This window comes from Leclercia adecarboxylata, from assembly GCF_035787115.1.
In the GTDB taxonomy this organism is placed as follows: domain Bacteria; phylum Pseudomonadota; class Gammaproteobacteria; order Enterobacterales; family Enterobacteriaceae; genus Enterobacter; species Enterobacter adecarboxylatus_E.
The window spans coordinates 1,174,591-1,190,324 of sequence record NZ_JALKTL010000001.1 but is presented as its reverse complement, the minus strand read 5'-3'; the positions used below and the strand labels follow the sequence as shown (position 1 = coordinate 1,190,324).

Annotated in this window: 16 protein-coding genes; 10 read left to right on the top strand and 6 right to left on the bottom strand. The window is 58.8% G+C overall.

What is annotated here, in order from left to right; all coding sequences use genetic code 11:
• Window positions 1-561, bottom strand: a complete 561-nt coding sequence (locus MXM41_RS05695) for a DedA family protein (RefSeq protein WP_325930441.1) — start codon at window positions 559-561, stop codon at window positions 1-3.
• A gap of 24 nt (window positions 562-585) precedes the next feature.
• Window positions 586-852 carry a hypothetical protein gene (locus tag MXM41_RS05690; protein ID WP_325930440.1) on the bottom strand — a complete coding sequence of 89 codons (267 nt, stop codon included), beginning with the start codon at window positions 850-852 and terminating at the stop codon, window positions 586-588.
• Between the two features lie 150 nt (window positions 853-1,002).
• Here MXM41_RS05690 and MXM41_RS05685 point away from each other — a divergent pair, with 150 nt between their 5' ends.
• Together MXM41_RS05685 and pbpG are read left to right on the top strand one after the other, a co-directional pair.
• Window positions 1,003-1,590 (top strand): Yip1 family protein, encoded by a 588-nt coding sequence (locus MXM41_RS05685; RefSeq protein WP_325930438.1) that lies wholly within the window; start codon window positions 1,003-1,005, stop codon window positions 1,588-1,590.
• Window positions 1,591-1,757: 167 nt separating this feature from the next.
• The gene (pbpG, locus tag MXM41_RS05680; RefSeq protein ID WP_325930436.1) at window positions 1,758-2,678 is read left to right on the top strand and encodes a D-alanyl-D-alanine endopeptidase; all 921 of its coding nucleotides are present in this window, start codon (window positions 1,758-1,760) and stop codon (window positions 2,676-2,678) included.
• A 92-nt stretch (window positions 2,679-2,770) separates the two neighbouring features.
• Here pbpG and MXM41_RS05675 read toward each other — a convergent pair whose 3' ends face one another.
• Both MXM41_RS05675 and dld read right to left on the bottom strand, forming a co-directional pair.
• Window positions 2,771-3,325: a GNAT family N-acetyltransferase gene (locus MXM41_RS05675; protein WP_325930435.1), complete on the bottom strand. Its 555-nt coding sequence runs from the start codon at window positions 3,323-3,325 to the stop codon at window positions 2,771-2,773.
• Window positions 3,326-3,417: 92 nt separating this feature from the next.
• Entirely contained in the window at window positions 3,418-5,184 is a 1,767-nt protein-coding gene (dld, locus tag MXM41_RS05670; protein WP_325930434.1) for a D-lactate dehydrogenase, read from the bottom strand.
• A gap of 188 nt (window positions 5,185-5,372) precedes the next feature.
• On the opposite strand from dld, the gene bglX reads away from it, so the two are divergent.
• From bglX to MXM41_RS05645, 5 genes are all read left to right on the top strand, one after another.
• Window positions 5,373-7,670 carry a beta-glucosidase BglX gene (bglX, locus tag MXM41_RS05665; RefSeq protein ID WP_325930433.1) on the top strand — a complete coding sequence of 766 codons (2,298 nt, stop codon included), beginning with the start codon at window positions 5,373-5,375 and terminating at the stop codon, window positions 7,668-7,670.
• Between the two features lie 207 nt (window positions 7,671-7,877).
• Complete coding sequence (locus MXM41_RS05660; protein ID WP_325930431.1) at window positions 7,878-8,795, top strand: ABC transporter substrate-binding protein; 918 nt, start codon at window positions 7,878-7,880, stop codon at window positions 8,793-8,795.
• A 22-nt stretch (window positions 8,796-8,817) separates the two neighbouring features.
• Complete coding sequence (locus MXM41_RS05655; RefSeq protein WP_325930429.1) at window positions 8,818-9,975, top strand: ABC transporter permease; 1,158 nt, start codon at window positions 8,818-8,820, stop codon at window positions 9,973-9,975.
• Complete coding sequence (locus MXM41_RS05650; RefSeq protein WP_325930428.1) at window positions 9,968-10,903, top strand: ABC transporter ATP-binding protein; 936 nt, start codon at window positions 9,968-9,970, stop codon at window positions 10,901-10,903. Before MXM41_RS05655 ends, MXM41_RS05650 begins: the two co-directional genes overlap by 8 nt.
• A complete protein-coding gene (locus MXM41_RS05645; protein WP_325930427.1) occupies window positions 10,900-11,637 on the top strand; it encodes an ABC transporter permease in 738 nt (245 codons plus the stop codon). Before MXM41_RS05650 ends, MXM41_RS05645 begins: the two co-directional genes overlap by 4 nt.
• On the opposite strand, the gene MXM41_RS05640 is transcribed toward MXM41_RS05645, so the two are convergent.
• A complete protein-coding gene (locus MXM41_RS05640; RefSeq protein WP_307761902.1) occupies window positions 11,612-11,725 on the bottom strand; it encodes a protein YohO in 114 nt (37 codons plus the stop codon). The genes MXM41_RS05645 and MXM41_RS05640 overlap by 26 nt on opposite strands.
• A gap of 59 nt (window positions 11,726-11,784) precedes the next feature.
• Window positions 11,785-12,519 carry an HTH-type transcriptional regulator MlrA gene (gene mlrA, locus MXM41_RS05635; protein ID WP_325930423.1) on the bottom strand — a complete coding sequence of 245 codons (735 nt, stop codon included), beginning with the start codon at window positions 12,517-12,519 and terminating at the stop codon, window positions 11,785-11,787.
• Between the two features lie 218 nt (window positions 12,520-12,737).
• On the opposite strand from mlrA, the gene MXM41_RS05630 reads away from it, so the two are divergent.
• Genes MXM41_RS05630 through MXM41_RS05620 form a run of 3 tightly spaced genes read left to right on the top strand, consistent with a single transcriptional unit; the run spans window position 12,738 to window position 15,656 of the window.
• Window positions 12,738-14,426 (top strand): sensor histidine kinase, encoded by a 1,689-nt coding sequence (locus tag MXM41_RS05630; RefSeq protein WP_325930421.1) that lies wholly within the window; start codon window positions 12,738-12,740, stop codon window positions 14,424-14,426.
• Entirely contained in the window at window positions 14,420-15,139 is a 720-nt protein-coding gene (btsR, locus tag MXM41_RS05625) for a two-component system response regulator BtsR (protein ID WP_325930420.1), read from the top strand. Before MXM41_RS05630 ends, btsR begins: the two co-directional genes overlap by 7 nt.
• A gap of 46 nt (window positions 15,140-15,185) precedes the next feature.
• Window positions 15,186-15,656 (top strand): DUF1456 family protein, encoded by a 471-nt coding sequence (locus MXM41_RS05620; RefSeq protein WP_325930419.1) that lies wholly within the window; start codon window positions 15,186-15,188, stop codon window positions 15,654-15,656.
• Window positions 15,657-15,734: the final 78 nt, after the last annotated feature.

Sequence of the window (15,734 nt, the reverse complement as noted above, 5' to 3'; positions counted from 1 at the left end):
TTAGCTGCGATCCCGGCGTTTCAGCCACCAGCGCACCGCGAAGACCAGTACCAGCACCACAATCAGCCAGATCCAGTGGCGCAGGTGCTGGTCCAGCGCGTGCAGCCACGGCTCAAGCACTTCACCGCCCACATAGCCCAGGGTGGTGAAGATCAGCGCCCAGACGATGGCGCCCGCAATGTTCAGCGGCAGGAAAATTTTCGGCGGCAGGCGGCTGGCGCCGATCAGCAGTGGGCCGATGATGCGAAAGCCGTACATAAAGCGGGTGCCGATAACGAAAAGATAAGGGTGACGCTGGATCAGCTGCTGGGCGCGGTCGATTTTTTTCTGATGGCGGGAGAAGCGTCGCAGGATCGCCGGACCAAACCGCACCCCAATTAAGTAGAGGAGCTGGTCGCCGATCATGCCGCCCAGGGCCACCGCGGCCACCACCAGCGGAAAACGGAGCAATCCCTGATGCGCCGCCACGCCACCCAGCAGGGTGATGGTTTCGCCTTCCGCTATGCTGCCGATAACCAGCGCGGCATAGCCATACTGTGCAATGAGAGTATTAATATCCATACGTTAAGCGTAGCGCAGGAAACGTTAACGCAAAAACAACCAGCTGATGAAACCAAGAACGGGAACGAGAAGTGCTACCCAAACGGCGCCTGTCGCCCAGGCATGTAACGCCGTCTCTTCTTCTTTTTTGATATCGTCAAAGCGCGCCAGTGCGCGCTGGCCATCCGGGGCGGTAATCTCTTCAAACTGCTTGATATACCCCTGTTCAATCAACACCCTGGCACCCTGCACATCGGATTTATCCAGCGCAGCGACGTTATTGCCCTTTTTGAAAAAAATGAACTCCGCCATCAGAGACTCCTTCCCATAAAGTGCTGTTTTACATTGATTAATATACCAGAGCGCTGAACCGGGTGCTGCATTTTTATGCTGTATAAAAAATAATCTCAGGCCTGCATTATACTTGTGTTATCGCTAGCGGGCCGACAACAAGGGGGCATTATGAACCATGTCTGGGGACTCTTTTCCCATCCCGATCGTGAAATGCACGTGATAAGAAGCGAAAACGAAACGGTCAGTCATCACTATACTCACCATGTACTGCTGATGGCCGCCGTCCCGGTGATTTGTGCGTTTATAGGCACCACGCAAATCGGCTGGGATTTTGACGACGGTAACATTGTAAGACTTTCGTGGACAACCGGGCTGGCGCTGGCCGTGGTGTTTTACGCGCTGATGCTGGCAGGCGTGGCGGTGATGGGGCGGGTGATTTACTGGATGGCGCGTAAGTATCCGCAGCGGCCTTCCCTGGGGCACTGCATGGTGTTTGCCGGTTACGTGGCAACGCCGCTGTTTTTAAGCGGGATCGTGGCGCTCTATCCGATTGTCTGGCTCTGCGCACTGGTGGGCACCCTGGCGCTGTTTTATACCGGTTATCTGCTCTATATCGGTATTCCTACCTTCCTGAAGATCAATAAAGAAGAGGGCCGAAGCTTCTCCGGTTCAACGCTCGCCATTGGCGTGCTGTTGCTGGAAGTGCTACTGGCGCTGACGGTTATTCTTTGGGGTTATGGATATCGTCTCTTCTGACGTCACTGCATTGCTGGCGTAATTGCCAGCAATGCAGCATCTGTTCATGATTAACTACTGGTAGCAAGGCATCCGGACGGCTATGATGCCTTAGCCAGCCCGCGCTCTCACTTCGGCCCGGGCGGCGTACGTTATTACGTGCATGAATAATTATCCGAAATCTCACCATGCTGAAATTCCGCGTTTCTTTACTGAGCCTTGCACTATTGCTGGCCGTGCCAGTGGCGACCCCCGCGATCGCCAAACCTGCCGCTGTTACTGCCGCGGCCCAGCCGGAGATCGCCTCCGGTAGCGCCATGATCGTCGATCTGGAAACCAACAAAGTGATCTACTCCAGCCACCCGAATCTGGTGCGCCCGATCGCTTCTATCACCAAATTAATGACCGCGATGGTGGTGCTGGATGCACGGCTGCCGCTGGATGAAAAATTGCGCGTCGACATCAGCCAGACGCCAGAAATGAAAGGCATTTACTCCCGGGTGCGTCTGAACAGCGAAATCAGCCGCAAAAACATGCTGCTGCTGGCACTGATGTCATCGGAAAACCGCGCTGCGGCAAGCCTGGCGCATCATTATCCGGGCGGGTATAACGCCTTTATCCGGGCGATGAACGCCAAAGCGAAGGCGCTGGGCATGACCCAGACGCACTTTGTGGAGCCAACCGGCCTGTCAATTCATAACGTCTCGACGGCGCAGGATCTGACCCGGCTTTTGATCGCCAGCAAGCAGTACCCGCTGCTCGGCCAGCTCAGCACCACGCGTGAAGAGATGGCAACCTTCTCGCACCCGGCGTATACGCTGCCGTTTCGCAATACCAACCATCTGGTCTACCGCGATAACTGGAATATTCAGCTGACCAAAACCGGCTTTACCAACGCCGCGGGCCACTGTCTGGTAATGCGTACGGTCTTTAAGGGCAAGCCGGTAGCGCTGGTGGTGATGGATGCGTTTGGCAAATATACCCACTTTGCCGACGCCAGCCGCCTGCGTACCTGGATCGAAACCGGAAAAGTTACCCCGGTTCCGGCCGCGGCGCTGAGCTATAAAAAGCAAAAAGCCGCCCAGATGGCGACCGCACAGAACGATTGAGTTGTCCGTAATCGCCGGGTGGCGCTGCGCTTACCCGGCCTACAAAACCCGTAGGCCCGTGCAAGCGAAGCGCCGCCGGGCACTAAACCGCACTACTCCGGCAGCGTCCAGTCACCGTCGTTGAGGGGGCGCTGCAAAATCAGCGTATCGCGCCAGTCGCCTTTTTTGTATCCCACGCTTCTGAGCTGTCCGGCCACTTCAAAACCGTGCTTTTTATGCAGACGTAACGACCCGGCGTTGTTCGGCCCATCACCGACCACGGCGATCATCTGCCGCCAGGGGCCCTCTTCGCTGCGGGCAATCAGGGCGCTCAGCAGCGCGCTGCCAAAGCCGCGCCCGGGAGTACTGGCCTCGACGTAAATCGACTCTTCAAGGGTATAGCGGTAGCCAGGACGAGAGCGATAGTGGGTGGCATAGCAGTAACCCACCACAATTCCCCGGTAGAGCGCCACCAGCCACGGCAGACCCTGGCTGGTCACCGCGTGCATACGCTCGCGCATCTCCTCAACGGTAGGGGGAACTTCTTCAAAGGATGCGCGCCCGTTAAGGACATGCCAGGCGTAGATGGCGGCAATGGCGTGCGCATCCTCCGCCTCGGCATCGCGTATCTGAACGTCAGTTTCGGATAAAGTTTCAACAGCCGACATAATGTGTCCGCTCCTCATAAAAAAGCCAGAGAAACGCTTCTCTGGCGACCCGAGGCTACTCTAGTCCTATTTTTATGGGCTTAATAGTGGGCTCATCCGGGCTCACTGGTTCGATCAGTAGCTTGCGTGCCATTACCCACTGATTCTGGCTCTCCTTTCCAGTTTTTCTGCTTACTTGTCTTGCCAATTCCCGGGTTCATGCTGTTGGTTGGGTCGCTGGCGCGATAAAACTGTTTTAATGCCTCCGGCGCTTCGTATATGTGACCGACATTGTGTTCCGCCGGATATTGCGCGCCGCGCGCCTGCAGCAGAGCCAGCATCTGCGCCTTCAGGGCGTGAGCATCGACGCCTTTTTTAACAATGTAATCCTGGTGGAAGACGTAACACATAAAGTGGCCGTAATAGAGCTTATGCACCAGCTGGCTGTCGATTTCCGGCGGCAGATGCTCGAACCATTCGGTATCGTTACGGCGAAGGGCGATATCCAGCGCCAGGATATCCTCCACCTCGTCGGCGTGAACCGCCTGATAGCGGATCGCGGCCCCGGCAGCGGCGAAGCGATGTAAAAAGGCTTTGCTGCCCTCTTCCGGGGTGCAGGCAAAAAAGTCGCCCTCGGCGGTTTTGAAGAACTCCGCCAGCCAGCTTTGCGCTTCGGCAATGCCGTCACCCGCCATCTTCAACAGCAGGTGATGTTCGTACTTGTCCCGCCAGCTTTTCATGCGCGGCGGCAGATGCGCCGGGAACGCGTTCCCCAGCTTTTGCATAAAGCGGTCGGTAAAGTTGGGCTTAAACAGCGACACCTTCTCCAGCATCGCATCGGTGCGCCCCTTCATGGTGAAGAAGAGCGGCATTTTGTCGGTGCCGAGCTTGTCGATCATCAGGAAGGTATCTTTGCCGTAGCGCTCGGCGATGTCGTAAATATCCCGGTGCATATACTCGCCCGCGACCGGCAGATGGGTGAACTCCCCGAGAATATGGCGGCGAATGGTGGTCAGCACCTCTGGCTGGTTGGTGCCGATATAAAATACCTGCTGGCGTTTTTCGGCCGGGAAGGTGTCCAGGCGCACGGCAAAGACCGCCAGCTTGCCGGCACAGCCGGAGGATTCAAAAAGACGGTCCGGATCGGCGTTATAGCGTGCCGGGGTATCGGCATCAATTTCACGCACCCGGGTGATGTAGTCATGATCGTGGGCGTGGCGCCCGTCATGCAGCACATCGCTGTCTGTTATGCGGTCGTCGTCCAGCTTACTGAGGATCTGCTCTGGCGTGCTCCCCAGATCGATGCCCAGGTGGTTTACCAGGGTCAGCTTGCCCTGCTCGTCAATGCGGGCGAACAGCGACATTTCGGTGTAGGCCGGGCCGCGCTGCACCAGCGAGCCGCCGGAGTTGTTGCAGATCCCGCCGATCACCGAGGCGCCAATGCAGGATGAGCCGATCACCGAATGCGGCTCGCGACCCAGCGGCTTGAGCGCCTTTTCCAGGGAGTAGAGCGTGGTGCCCGGGTAAGCCAGTACCTGCTCGCCCTTATCCAGCAGATGCAGCTTGTCGAGACGCAGGGTGCTGATAATCACAATGTCGCGATCGTAATCGTTGCCGTTCGGCGTAGAGCCTTCGGTCAGACCGGTATTGGCCGCCTGCATCAGAATAATTTTGTCTGCTGCGACGCAGGCGTTGAGCACCCGCCACAGCTCCAGCAGCGTGCCCGGGAACACCACCGCCAGCGCGTCCCCTTGTCCGGAGCGAAAGCCCTTGCGATAGCGGGCCGTTTTCGCGGCGTCGGTAAGCAGGTGCGCCTGGCCTACCAGACGTGACAGGTCGTTAATGAAACTGGTGTTATCGTGCAGTCGTTCAGAAGACATCGTCCACCCCTTGTGGTTATTCAAATGCGTGTCGAAAATCATAGCGCGATTAATGTTTAAGCGAACGACTATTCGCCAGAAAAATCAGAGAATAAACCCTGCAACGATATCAGGGTTTATGGCACACTGCGCTTTTCGTACGGTCTGGCCGCGACTATCCGGCGGTTATTGATGAGAGAGTAAACGAGATGAAATGGCTCTGTTCTGTAGGGGTAGCTGTAAGTCTGGCGTTGCAACCCGCGCTGGCTGACGACCTGTTTGGCAATCATCCGCTAACGCCGGAAGCCCGGGACGCATTTGTAACCGACCTGCTCACAAAGATGTCGGTTGACGAGAAAATCGGCCAGCTGCGCCTGATCAGCGTCGGGCCGGATAATCCAAAAGAAGCCATTCGCGAGATGATTAAAAACGGGCAGGTGGGGGCAATCTTCAACACCGTTACCCGCCAGGATATCCGTAAAATGCAGGATCAGGTGATGGAACTCAGCCATCTGAAAATCCCGTTATTCTTCGCCTATGACGTGGTTCACGGCCAGCGTACCGTTTTCCCGATTAGCCTCGGTCTGGCCTCCTCCTTTAACCTCGAGGCGGTAAAAACCGTGGGGCGCGTGTCAGCCTACGAGGCGGCGGACGACGGTCTGAACATGACCTGGGCGCCGATGGTGGACGTCTCCCGCGATCCGCGCTGGGGCCGCGCTTCGGAAGGGTTTGGAGAAGACACTTATCTGACCGCGACGATGGGCAAAACCATGGTTGAAGCGATGCAGGGCAAAAGCCCGGCGGATCGCTACTCGGTGATGACCAGCGTCAAACACTTCGCCGCCTATGGCGCGGTGGAGGGCGGAAAAGAGTACAACACCGTCGACATGAGCCCCCAGCGCCTGTTCAACGACTATATGCCGCCGTACAAAGCCGGTCTTGATGCCGGCAGCGGCGCGGTGATGGTGGCGCTCAACTCTCTGAACGGTACCCCGGCTACCTCCGACAGCTGGCTGCTGAAAGACATTCTGCGCGACGAATGGGGCTTTAAGGGGATCACCGTCTCCGATCACGGGGCGATCAAGGAGCTGATCAAGCACGGCACAGCAGCCGATCCGGAAGATGCGGTGCGGGTGGCGCTGAAGTCCGGCATCAACATGAGCATGAGCGACGAGTACTACAGCAAGTACCTGCCAGGGCTGGTGAAGAGCGGTAAAGTTACTATGGCGGAGCTGGACGACGCCACGCGCCACGTTTTAAACGTGAAGTATGACATGGGGCTGTTTAACGATCCGTACAGCCACCTGGGGCCGAAAGAGTCCGATCCTGAAGACACCAATGCCGAAAGCCGCCTGCATCGCAAAGAGGCACGCGAAGTGGCGCGCGAAAGCCTGGTGCTGCTGAAAAACCGTCTCGAAACCCTGCCGCTGGCGAAATCCGGCACCGTGGCGGTGGTGGGGCCGCTGGCTGACAGCAAGCGCGACGTGATGGGCAGCTGGTCTGCGGCGGGCGTGGCGGACCAGTCCGTTACCGTGCTGACGGGCATTAAAGATGCGCTGGGCGACAAGGGTAAAGTGATTTACGCCAAAGGGGCGAACGTCACCAGCGACAAGGATATCGTCACCTTCCTTAACCAGTATGAAGAGGCGGTGAAGGTCGATCCGCGCTCCGCCCAGGAGATGATTGACGAAGCGGTTAACGCCGCGAAGCAGTCTGACGTGGTAGTGGCCGTGGTGGGTGAAGCCCAGGGGATGGCGCACGAGGCATCAAGCCGTACCGATATCACGCTGCCGCAGAGCCAGCGCGACCTGATTGCCGCCCTGAAAGCCACCGGCAAGCCGCTGGTGCTGGTGCTGATGAACGGTCGTCCGCTGGCGCTGGTAAAAGAAGATCAGCAGGCTGACGCGATTCTGGAGACCTGGTTCGCCGGTACCGAGGGTGGTAACGCCATTGCCGACGTGCTGTTTGGCGACTACAACCCGTCGGGCAAACTGCCGATGTCCTTCCCGCGCTCGGTGGGGCAGATCCCGGTGTACTATAGCCATCTCAACACCGGTCGTCCCTATAACGCGGACAAGCCGAACAAGTACACCTCCCGCTACTTCGACGAAGCCAATGGCCCGCTTTATCCGTTTGGTTACGGTCTGAGCTACACCACGTTCAACCTCTCTGAGGTCAAAATGTCGGCGCCGACCATGAAGGCGGACGGCACGGTCACTGCCAGCGTTGACGTCACTAATACCGGCAAACGTGAGGGGGAGACGGTTATCCAGATGTATGTCCAGGATGTTACCGCCTCCATGAGCCGTCCGGTAAAACAGCTGCGTGGTTTCGAGAAGGTCAACCTGAAACCGGGTGAAACCAAAACCATCAGCTTCCCGATTGATGTCGAGGCGCTGAAGTTCTGGAATCAGCAGATGAAATATGCCGCTGAGCCAGGCAAATTCAACGTCTTTATCGGTACTGATTCCGCCCGCGTCAACAAGGGCGAGTTCGAACTGCTGTAAACAACTCCCGACGGCGCGGTAAAAGCAAAACGGTAACCTTCGGGTTACCGTTTTTGGTTTTACTCCCGGCCCGTGGGAGGCGGCCCGGGGCAAGGTCGCCATCCGGCAAAACGCGAAAACGACTCGCGACGCGCTAAAACCCCACTTTTCGACTACGCTTTTCTCTCAAGCCTCTGAAAAAGGCGGCAAAATCATGAGGAAAGCGGAATGACTATTTTAAAGGGGATTGTGGGCTCCACGGCATTGCTGGCGGCGTTGAGCTTACCGTTACAGGCAGCGGAACCGATAAAGGTCGGGTCGAAAATTGATACCGAAGGGGCGCTGCTGGGCAACATTATTTTGCAGGTGCTGGAGAGCCACGGCGTTAAAACCGTCAATAAAGTGCAGCTCGGTACCACCCCGGTAGTGCGCGGGGCAATCACCTCCGGCGAGCTGGATATTTACCCGGAATACACCGGCAACGGGGCTTTCTTCTTTAAGGATGAAAATGACCCGGCGTGGAAAAATGCAAAGAATGGGTATGAGAAAGTAAAAAAACTCGACGCCGAACAGAACAAGCTGATCTGGCTTACCCCGGCGCCAGCCAACAACACCTGGACTATCGCGGTGCGTAAGGACGTGGCGGAGAAGGGTAAACTCACTTCGCTGGACGATCTCAGCCGTTACCTGAAAGAGAAGGGGGATTTCAAACTCGCCGCCTCAGCCGAGTTTATCGAGCGCCCGGACGCCCTGCCAGCCTTTGAAAAAGCCTATGACTTCAAGCTCGATCAGAGCCAGCTGTTGTCGCTGGCGGGCGGCGATACGGCCGTTACCATCAAAGCGGCAGCGCAGCAAACCTCGGGCGTGAACGCGGCGATGGCCTACGGCACCGACGGCCCGGTGGCGGCGCTTGGCCTGCAAACGCTTACCGATCCGAAAGGCGTTCAGCCGATCTATGCCCCGACGCCGGTGGTGCGCGAGGCGGTGCTGAAGGCGTATCCGGATCTGGACGCGTGGCTGAAACCGGTGTTTGCCAGCCTGGATGAAAAAACGCTGCAGCAGCTGAATGCCAGCATTGCAGTAGAGGGGCTGGATGCCAAAAAAGTGGCAGCAGATTACCTGAAGCAAAAAGGGCTGGTGAAATAGCCCGCTGTAGCAGGACTGTGCTGTGCCGATAACATGTCATAACCGCGTGCTGCTGCTGATGGCGCTCATTGCCCTGGCAGCAGGCGCGCTACCTTTTGTCAATTTCGCCCCAAACCGGCTGGTGTCCGGGGAAGGGCGCGCCGTCTGGCAGGTCTGGACATTTTCCCCTGCGCTGCTGCTCATCCCGCTGGGCCTGTTACTGGGCCTCACGCTGATGCGCGGGCGCTGGGCGTTAGTGGTGACGCTTGCGGTGTGCGAGCTGCTGTTTGCCGCGCTGGTCTGGAGCGCGGGTCTGGCCGCCTCGCACCTCGCCAGCAGCGAAAGCCCGCTGGCGCGAACCGCCGTGGGCAGCGGCCTGTGGCTCTGGCTGGCGCTCTGTCTGCTGGCCTGTAGCGATGCCATTCGCCGGCTCAGCCCGCAGCCGCTCTGGCGCTGGCTGTTGCAGGCGCAAATCTGGATCCTGCCGCTGCTGCTGCTGTTCAGCGGCCAACTTGATGCCCTTTCTCTGATGAAAGAGTACGCCAACCGCCAGGACGTTTTTAACGACGCCGGGCAGCAGCATCTCACGCTGCTGCTGGGCACCCTGATCCCGGCGCTGCTGATCGGCGTCCCGCTGGGGCTCCTCTGTTATCGCCGTCCGGCCGCCCAGGGGCCGGTATTCGCGGCGCTTAACGTCATTCAGACCATCCCTTCCGTGGCGCTGTTCGGTCTGCTGATTGCTCCCCTCGCCGGGCTGACCCGCGCCTGGCCGTGGCTCTCTTCGCTGGGTATTGCCGGGACCGGCATGACCCCTGCGCTGATAGCCCTGGTGCTCTACGCGCTGTTGCCGCTGGCACGCGGAGTGCTGGCAGGGCTCAGCCAGGTGCCCGCCGAGGTGCTGGAGAGCGCCGACGCGATGGGAATGAACAGCCGGCAGCGCTTCTGGCAGATCCAGCTGCCGCTGGCGCTGCCGGTGCTGCTGCGCGGCCTGCGCGTGGTGGCGGTACAAACCGTGGGAATGGCGGTGATCGCGGCCCTCATCGGCGCCGGAGGATTCGGGGCGCTGGTGTTTCAGGGACTGCTGAGCAGCGCCCTGGATCTGGTGCTGCTGGGCGTCATACCTACCATCGTGCTGGCGGTGGTGGTGGATGCGCTGTTTGCCCTGTGGATAGCCCTGCTGCGAAGGAGAACCGATGATTGAGTTTCATGATGTAAGCAAAACCTTTGCCGGAGAGCCTGCGGTCAGCGATCTGAACCTGACCTTTGCTGAAGGGGCCTTTTCGGTGCTGGTGGGCACCTCGGGCTCGGGCAAATCGACCACCCTGAAGATGATTAACCGGCTGGTGGAACACGACAGCGGCCTGATCCGCTTTGCCGGGGAGGAGATCCGCAGCCTGCCGGTGCTGGAGCTGCGTCGGCGGATGGGGTACGCCATTCAGTCTATCGGGCTGTTTCCGCACTGGACGGTGGCGCGCAACATTGCCACCGTGCCGCAGCTGCAAAAATGGTCGCGGCAAAAAATTGACGATCGGGTGGATGAGCTGATGACCCTGCTGGGGCTGGATCCCGCCCTGCGCGAGCGCTACCCGCATCAGCTTTCGGGCGGGCAGCAGCAGCGGGTCGGGGTCGCGCGGGCGCTGGCCGCCAACCCGGAAGTGTTGCTGATGGACGAGCCTTTTGGCGCGCTCGACCCGGTCACCCGCAGCGCGCTGCAGCTGGAGATGACCCGCATTCACCGCATCCTCGGGCGGACCATTATCCTCGTGACCCATGATATCGACGAGGCGCTGCGGCTGGCGGACCATCTGGTGCTGATGGACAGCGGCAGGGTGGTACAGCAGGGCACGCCGCTGGCGCTGCTCACTCAGTCGGCAAACGCCTTTGTGCGCGAATTTTTTGGCCGCAGCGAGCTGGGCGTGCGCCTGCTGTCGCTGCGCACGGTCGGCGAGTCAATGCGTCCGGAGATCGCTCCGGCTGGAGCCAGCCCGCTGCGGGCCTCCATGAGCCTGCGGGATGCGCTCTCGGCCTTTGTCAGCCAGGGCTGTGAAAGCCTGCCGGTGGTGGATGAGCAGGACAGGCCATGCGGCACGCTCTGGTTCCGCGATCTGCTGATCCAGGAGGCATCATGACGTGGTTACGCGATCCGCTCCTGTGGCTGGTGGCGCTGTTTGTGGCGCTGCTGCTTATGATGCCCTACAGCGCGCCGCTCTTCAGCGCGCTGTTCCCCGAGCTGCCGCGCCCGGTTTACCAGCAGGAGAGCTTTGTCAGCCTGACGATGGCCCATTTCTGGCTGGTGGGGATCTCAAGCGTTTTTGCGATTGCGCTGGGAGCCGGGGCCGGAATTGCCGTTACGCGACCGGCCGGGCGTGAGTTTCGCCCGCTGGTAGAGACCATCGCCGCCGTCGGCCAGACCTTCCCGCCCGTGGCGGTGCTGGCTATTGCGGTTCCGGTGATGGGCTTTGGTCAGCAGCCAGCCATTATTGCGCTTATTCTCTACGGCGTACTGCCCATTCTGCAGGCTACCCTGGCGGGGCTGGCAGCGGTGCCCGCCGCGGCAATCAGCGTCGCTGAAGGGATGGGTATGAGCGGCTGGCAGCGCCTGCGCAACGTTGAGCTGCCGCTGGCTGCGCCGGTGATGCTGGCGGGGATCCGCACCTCGGTGATTGTGAACATTGGCACAGCGGCCATTGCTTCAACGGTAGGGGCAAATACGCTGGGGACGCCGATTATAATCGGCTTAAGCGGTTTTAATACTGCCTATATTATCCAGGGTGCGCTGCTGGTCGCGCTGGCGGCGATTGTAGTGGATCGCGCGTTTGAACGGCTGGCGCGAAGCCTCAACCGACACCGCCACGGACAATAAACGAATAACCTGCCAGCATCACGCCGCCAATACCGCTGACGGCCATGAGTACGAACAGGGTGATAACCGCGACTTTGGTTGCCTTCATAATGTGCTCCTGATGTTAACAGGGCGATTATACGGTGAAGCGCGGGTGTTAATGAACCATTAATTGCCTTTCAGCGGGAAGACGGGGTAGCCGTGCTCCTGCCACTGAGTCAGCTGCTGCTGCTGCGCCGCGGTCGGCGATTCTCCGCACCAGACCAGCAGGGTCTGTCCGTCGAACAGCTCCGGGCGCAGCTGCACCAGTGAATGCGCCAGCACGTCAACGCGCCAGCCCTGCTGCGCGGCAATCCACGCTTCCAGCCACAGGCGTGTGGTGTCGTGCACGTTCCAGCCAACCACCAGCGCATCCTTGCTGTTCTTCTTTCGCGCCGTAGCCAGACAGATGCAGATGTAGTTGATAAGCACCCCGTCCAGCGCGCTCAGCAGCGCCTGGAGCGTGGGCTGCTGCGATTGCAGTCGCCTTCGTAACGGAATGAACAGTTGGGTAATTAAGGTTTGCGCAGGGTATTCGCTGCCGCGCTCCTTGATCCACATCCTGAGACGATGCAGATGGCCGGACTGCAGATAACGCAGCAGCACCTCCTGCTGTTCGCGCCAGATGTCCAGCTCATCCTGACCTTCCGGGCTCAATAGCGATTTGACCTTCCCGACCTGTACGCCGTTATCAATCCAGCCTTTGATCTCCCGGATACGGTCGATGTCCGCATCCGTAAACAGCCGGTGTCCGCCGTCGGTTCGCTGTGGTTTCAGTAATCCGTAACGTCGCTGCCATGCCCGTAACGTTACAGGATTGATATCACACAGGAGTGCCACTTCCCCTATCGTGTAGAGCGCCATGTTTTCTCCCGGCTTGCGCATGCCCAGATTAACTGTAGACGCAGAATGGCGAACCAGGAAGGATTGCTGTTTTTTTGCACAAACAATGCGAATATCAGATTATGTTCGGCAAAAGGTGTGATGGCTGGCACGAAAACACACTTTCATGCTTTTACTGCAAAGAAAGTTAATGCGCTTCGGTGTATGTTACGCGCTTTTAGAATTTCCGGTTTGTGGGTATGTACGAATTTAATCTGGTGTTGCTGCTGCTTCAGCAGATGTGTGTGTTTCTGGTCATCGCGTGGTTGATGAGTAAAACACGTCTGTTCATTCCCCTGATGCAGGTCACCGTTCGTCTGCCGCACAAGCTGCTCTGCTACGTTACCTTCTCTATCTTTTGCATTCTCGGCACCTACCTCGGCCTGCACATTGAAGACTCCATTGCCAACACCCGCGCGATTGGCGCGGTGATGGGCGGGCTGCTCGGTGGCCCGGTTGTTGGCGGGCTGGTGGGCCTGACCGGGGGGCTGCACCGCTACTCGATGGGCGGAATGACGGCGCTGAGCTGCATGATCTCGACCATTGTCGAAGGGCTGCTCGGCGGCCTGGTCCACAGCGTGATGATCCGCCGTGGTCGCCCGGATAAAGTCTTTAGCCCTCTGACCGCAGGGGCGGTTACTCTGGTTGCGGAGCTGGTGCAGATGCTGATCATTTTGCTGATCGCCCGCCCGTTCGAAGATGCCCTGCATCTGGTGGGCAGCATTGCCGCGCCGATGATGGTTACCAACACAGTAGGCGCCGCACTATTTATGCGCATTCTGCTTGATAAGCGGGCAATGTTTGAGAAGTACACCTCGGCGTTTTCGGCGACGGCGCTCAAGGTTGCGGCCTCAACGGAGGGGATCCTGCGCCAGGGCTTTAACGAAGAGAACAGCATGAAGGTGGCGCAGGTGCTGCATCAGGAGCTGGATATCAGCGCGGTGGCTATCACCGATCGGGAAAAACTGCTGGCCTTCACCGGCACCGGCGATGACCATCATCTGCCGGGCAGACCGATTTCGTCCACTTATACGCTTCGTGCAATCGAGACCGGTGAGGTCGTCTACGCCGACGGTAATGAAGTGCCGTACCGCTGCTCGCTCCACCCACAGTGCAAGCTGGGCTCGACGCTGGTGATCCCGCTGCGTGGCGAGAATCAGCGGGTGATGGGCACCATCAAACTGTATGAAGCGAAAAACCGCCTGTTCAGCTCGATTAACCGCACCCTTGGGGAGGGGATCGCCCAGCTGCTGTCGGCGCAGATCCTTGCCGGGCAGTATGAGCGGCAGAAGGCGTTGCTGACCCAGTCGGAGATCAAGCTGCTGCACGCCCAGGTGAACCCACATTTTCTGTTTAACGCCCTCAATACCCTGAAGGCGGTGATCCGCCGCGACAGCGAGCAGGCGACGCAGCTGGTGCAGTTTCTCTCCACCTTTTTCCGCAAGAACCTGAAGCGGCCGTCTGAGATTGTCACCCTTGCGGATGAAATTGAGCATGTGAATGCCTATCTGCAGATTGAGCAGGCCCGTTTCCAGTCGCGTCTGCAGGTGACGCTGTCGGTGCCGGATGAGCTGGCCTGGCAGCAGCTACCGGCCTTCACCCTGCAGCCGATTGTGGAAAACGCCATCAAGCATGGCACCTCCCAGCTGCTGGGCACCGGGGAGATCGCTATCACCGCCAGCCGCTTTAACCGCTATCTGGTGCTGGATATCGAAGACAATGCCGGACTCTATAGCGGGGCAAACGAGGGGGGAGGCCTGGGAATGGGGCTGGTGGACAAACGCCTGCGCGCCCATTTTGGCGAGGATTGCGGCATTACCGTCACCTGTGAGCCCGACAGCTTTACCCGCATAACCGTAAGACTGCCTCTGGAGGAGCATCCATGTTGAATGTGCTGATTGTCGATGATGAGCCTTTAGCGCGGGAAAACCTGCGATTTTTGCTGCAGGAGCATAGCGATATCGAGATTGTGGGCGAGTGCGCCAACGCCATCGAAGCCATTGGCGCGGTGCACAAGCTGCGCCCCGACGTGCTGTTTCTGGATATCCAGATGCCGCGTATCAGCGGTCTGGAGATGGTCGGCATGCTCGACCCGGAACATCGCCCCTACATTGTGTTTCTTACCGCCTTTGACGAGTACGCGGTAAAAGCGTTCGAAGAGCACGCGTTTGACTATCTGCTGAAACCCATTGAAGAGCCCCGGCTGGAAAAAACGCTCAACCGCCTGCGCCAGGAGCGCAACGTGCAGGATGTGTCGCTGCTGGAGGAACACCAGCAGCCGCTGAAGTTTATCCCCTGCACCGGCCACAGCCGAATCTGGCTGCTGCAGATGGACGATGTAGCCTTTGTCAGCAGCCGGATGAGCGGGGTGTTTGTGACCAGCCACGAAGGCAAAGAGGGCTTTACCGAACTGACGCTGCGCACGCTGGAGAGCCGAACGCCGCTGCTGCGCTGCCATCGTCAGTACCTGGTGAATATGGCGCATCTGAAAGAGATCCGTCTTGAAGAGAACGGCCAGGCGGAGCTGGTGCTGCGCGCCGGGCAGACGGTGCCGGTCAGCCGTCGCTATCTGAAGAGTTTGAAAGAGGCGATAGGTCTGTAAAACTGCTACACTGCGCGCCATTGCATCATCGACACTCGAAGGCTCTATGCTCAGTAATGATATTCTTCGTAGCCTGCGCTACACCCTGAAAGCCAATAACAACGACATGGTGCGCATTCTTGCGCTTGCCGACATGGAATCCACCTCGGCCGGGTTCGACACCTGGATGACCAAAGAGGAAGAGGACGGTTTCGTTCGCTGCCCGGACATCATCCTGTCCGGTTTTTTGAACGGTCTCATCTACCACAAGCGCGGCAAAGATGAATCCGCGCCTGAGCTGTCGCTGGAGCGCCGGGTGAATAACAATACGGTGCTGAAGAAGCTGCGAATCGCCTTCTCCCTGAAAACTGACGATATTCTGGCGATCATGACCGAGCAGAAGTTCCGCGTCTCCATGCCGGAAATCACCGCCATGATGCGCGCGCCCGATCATAAAAATTACCGCGAATGCGGGGACCAGTTCCTGCGCTACTTCCTGCGCGGGCTCACCAACCGGGTGCATGCCGCGAAGCCGTGATTTTGCCCCGGGGGTTTTGTAGGCCGGGTAAGGCGAAGCCGCCTCCCTGCAGAAAATGCCATAAAAAAAGCCGGAGAT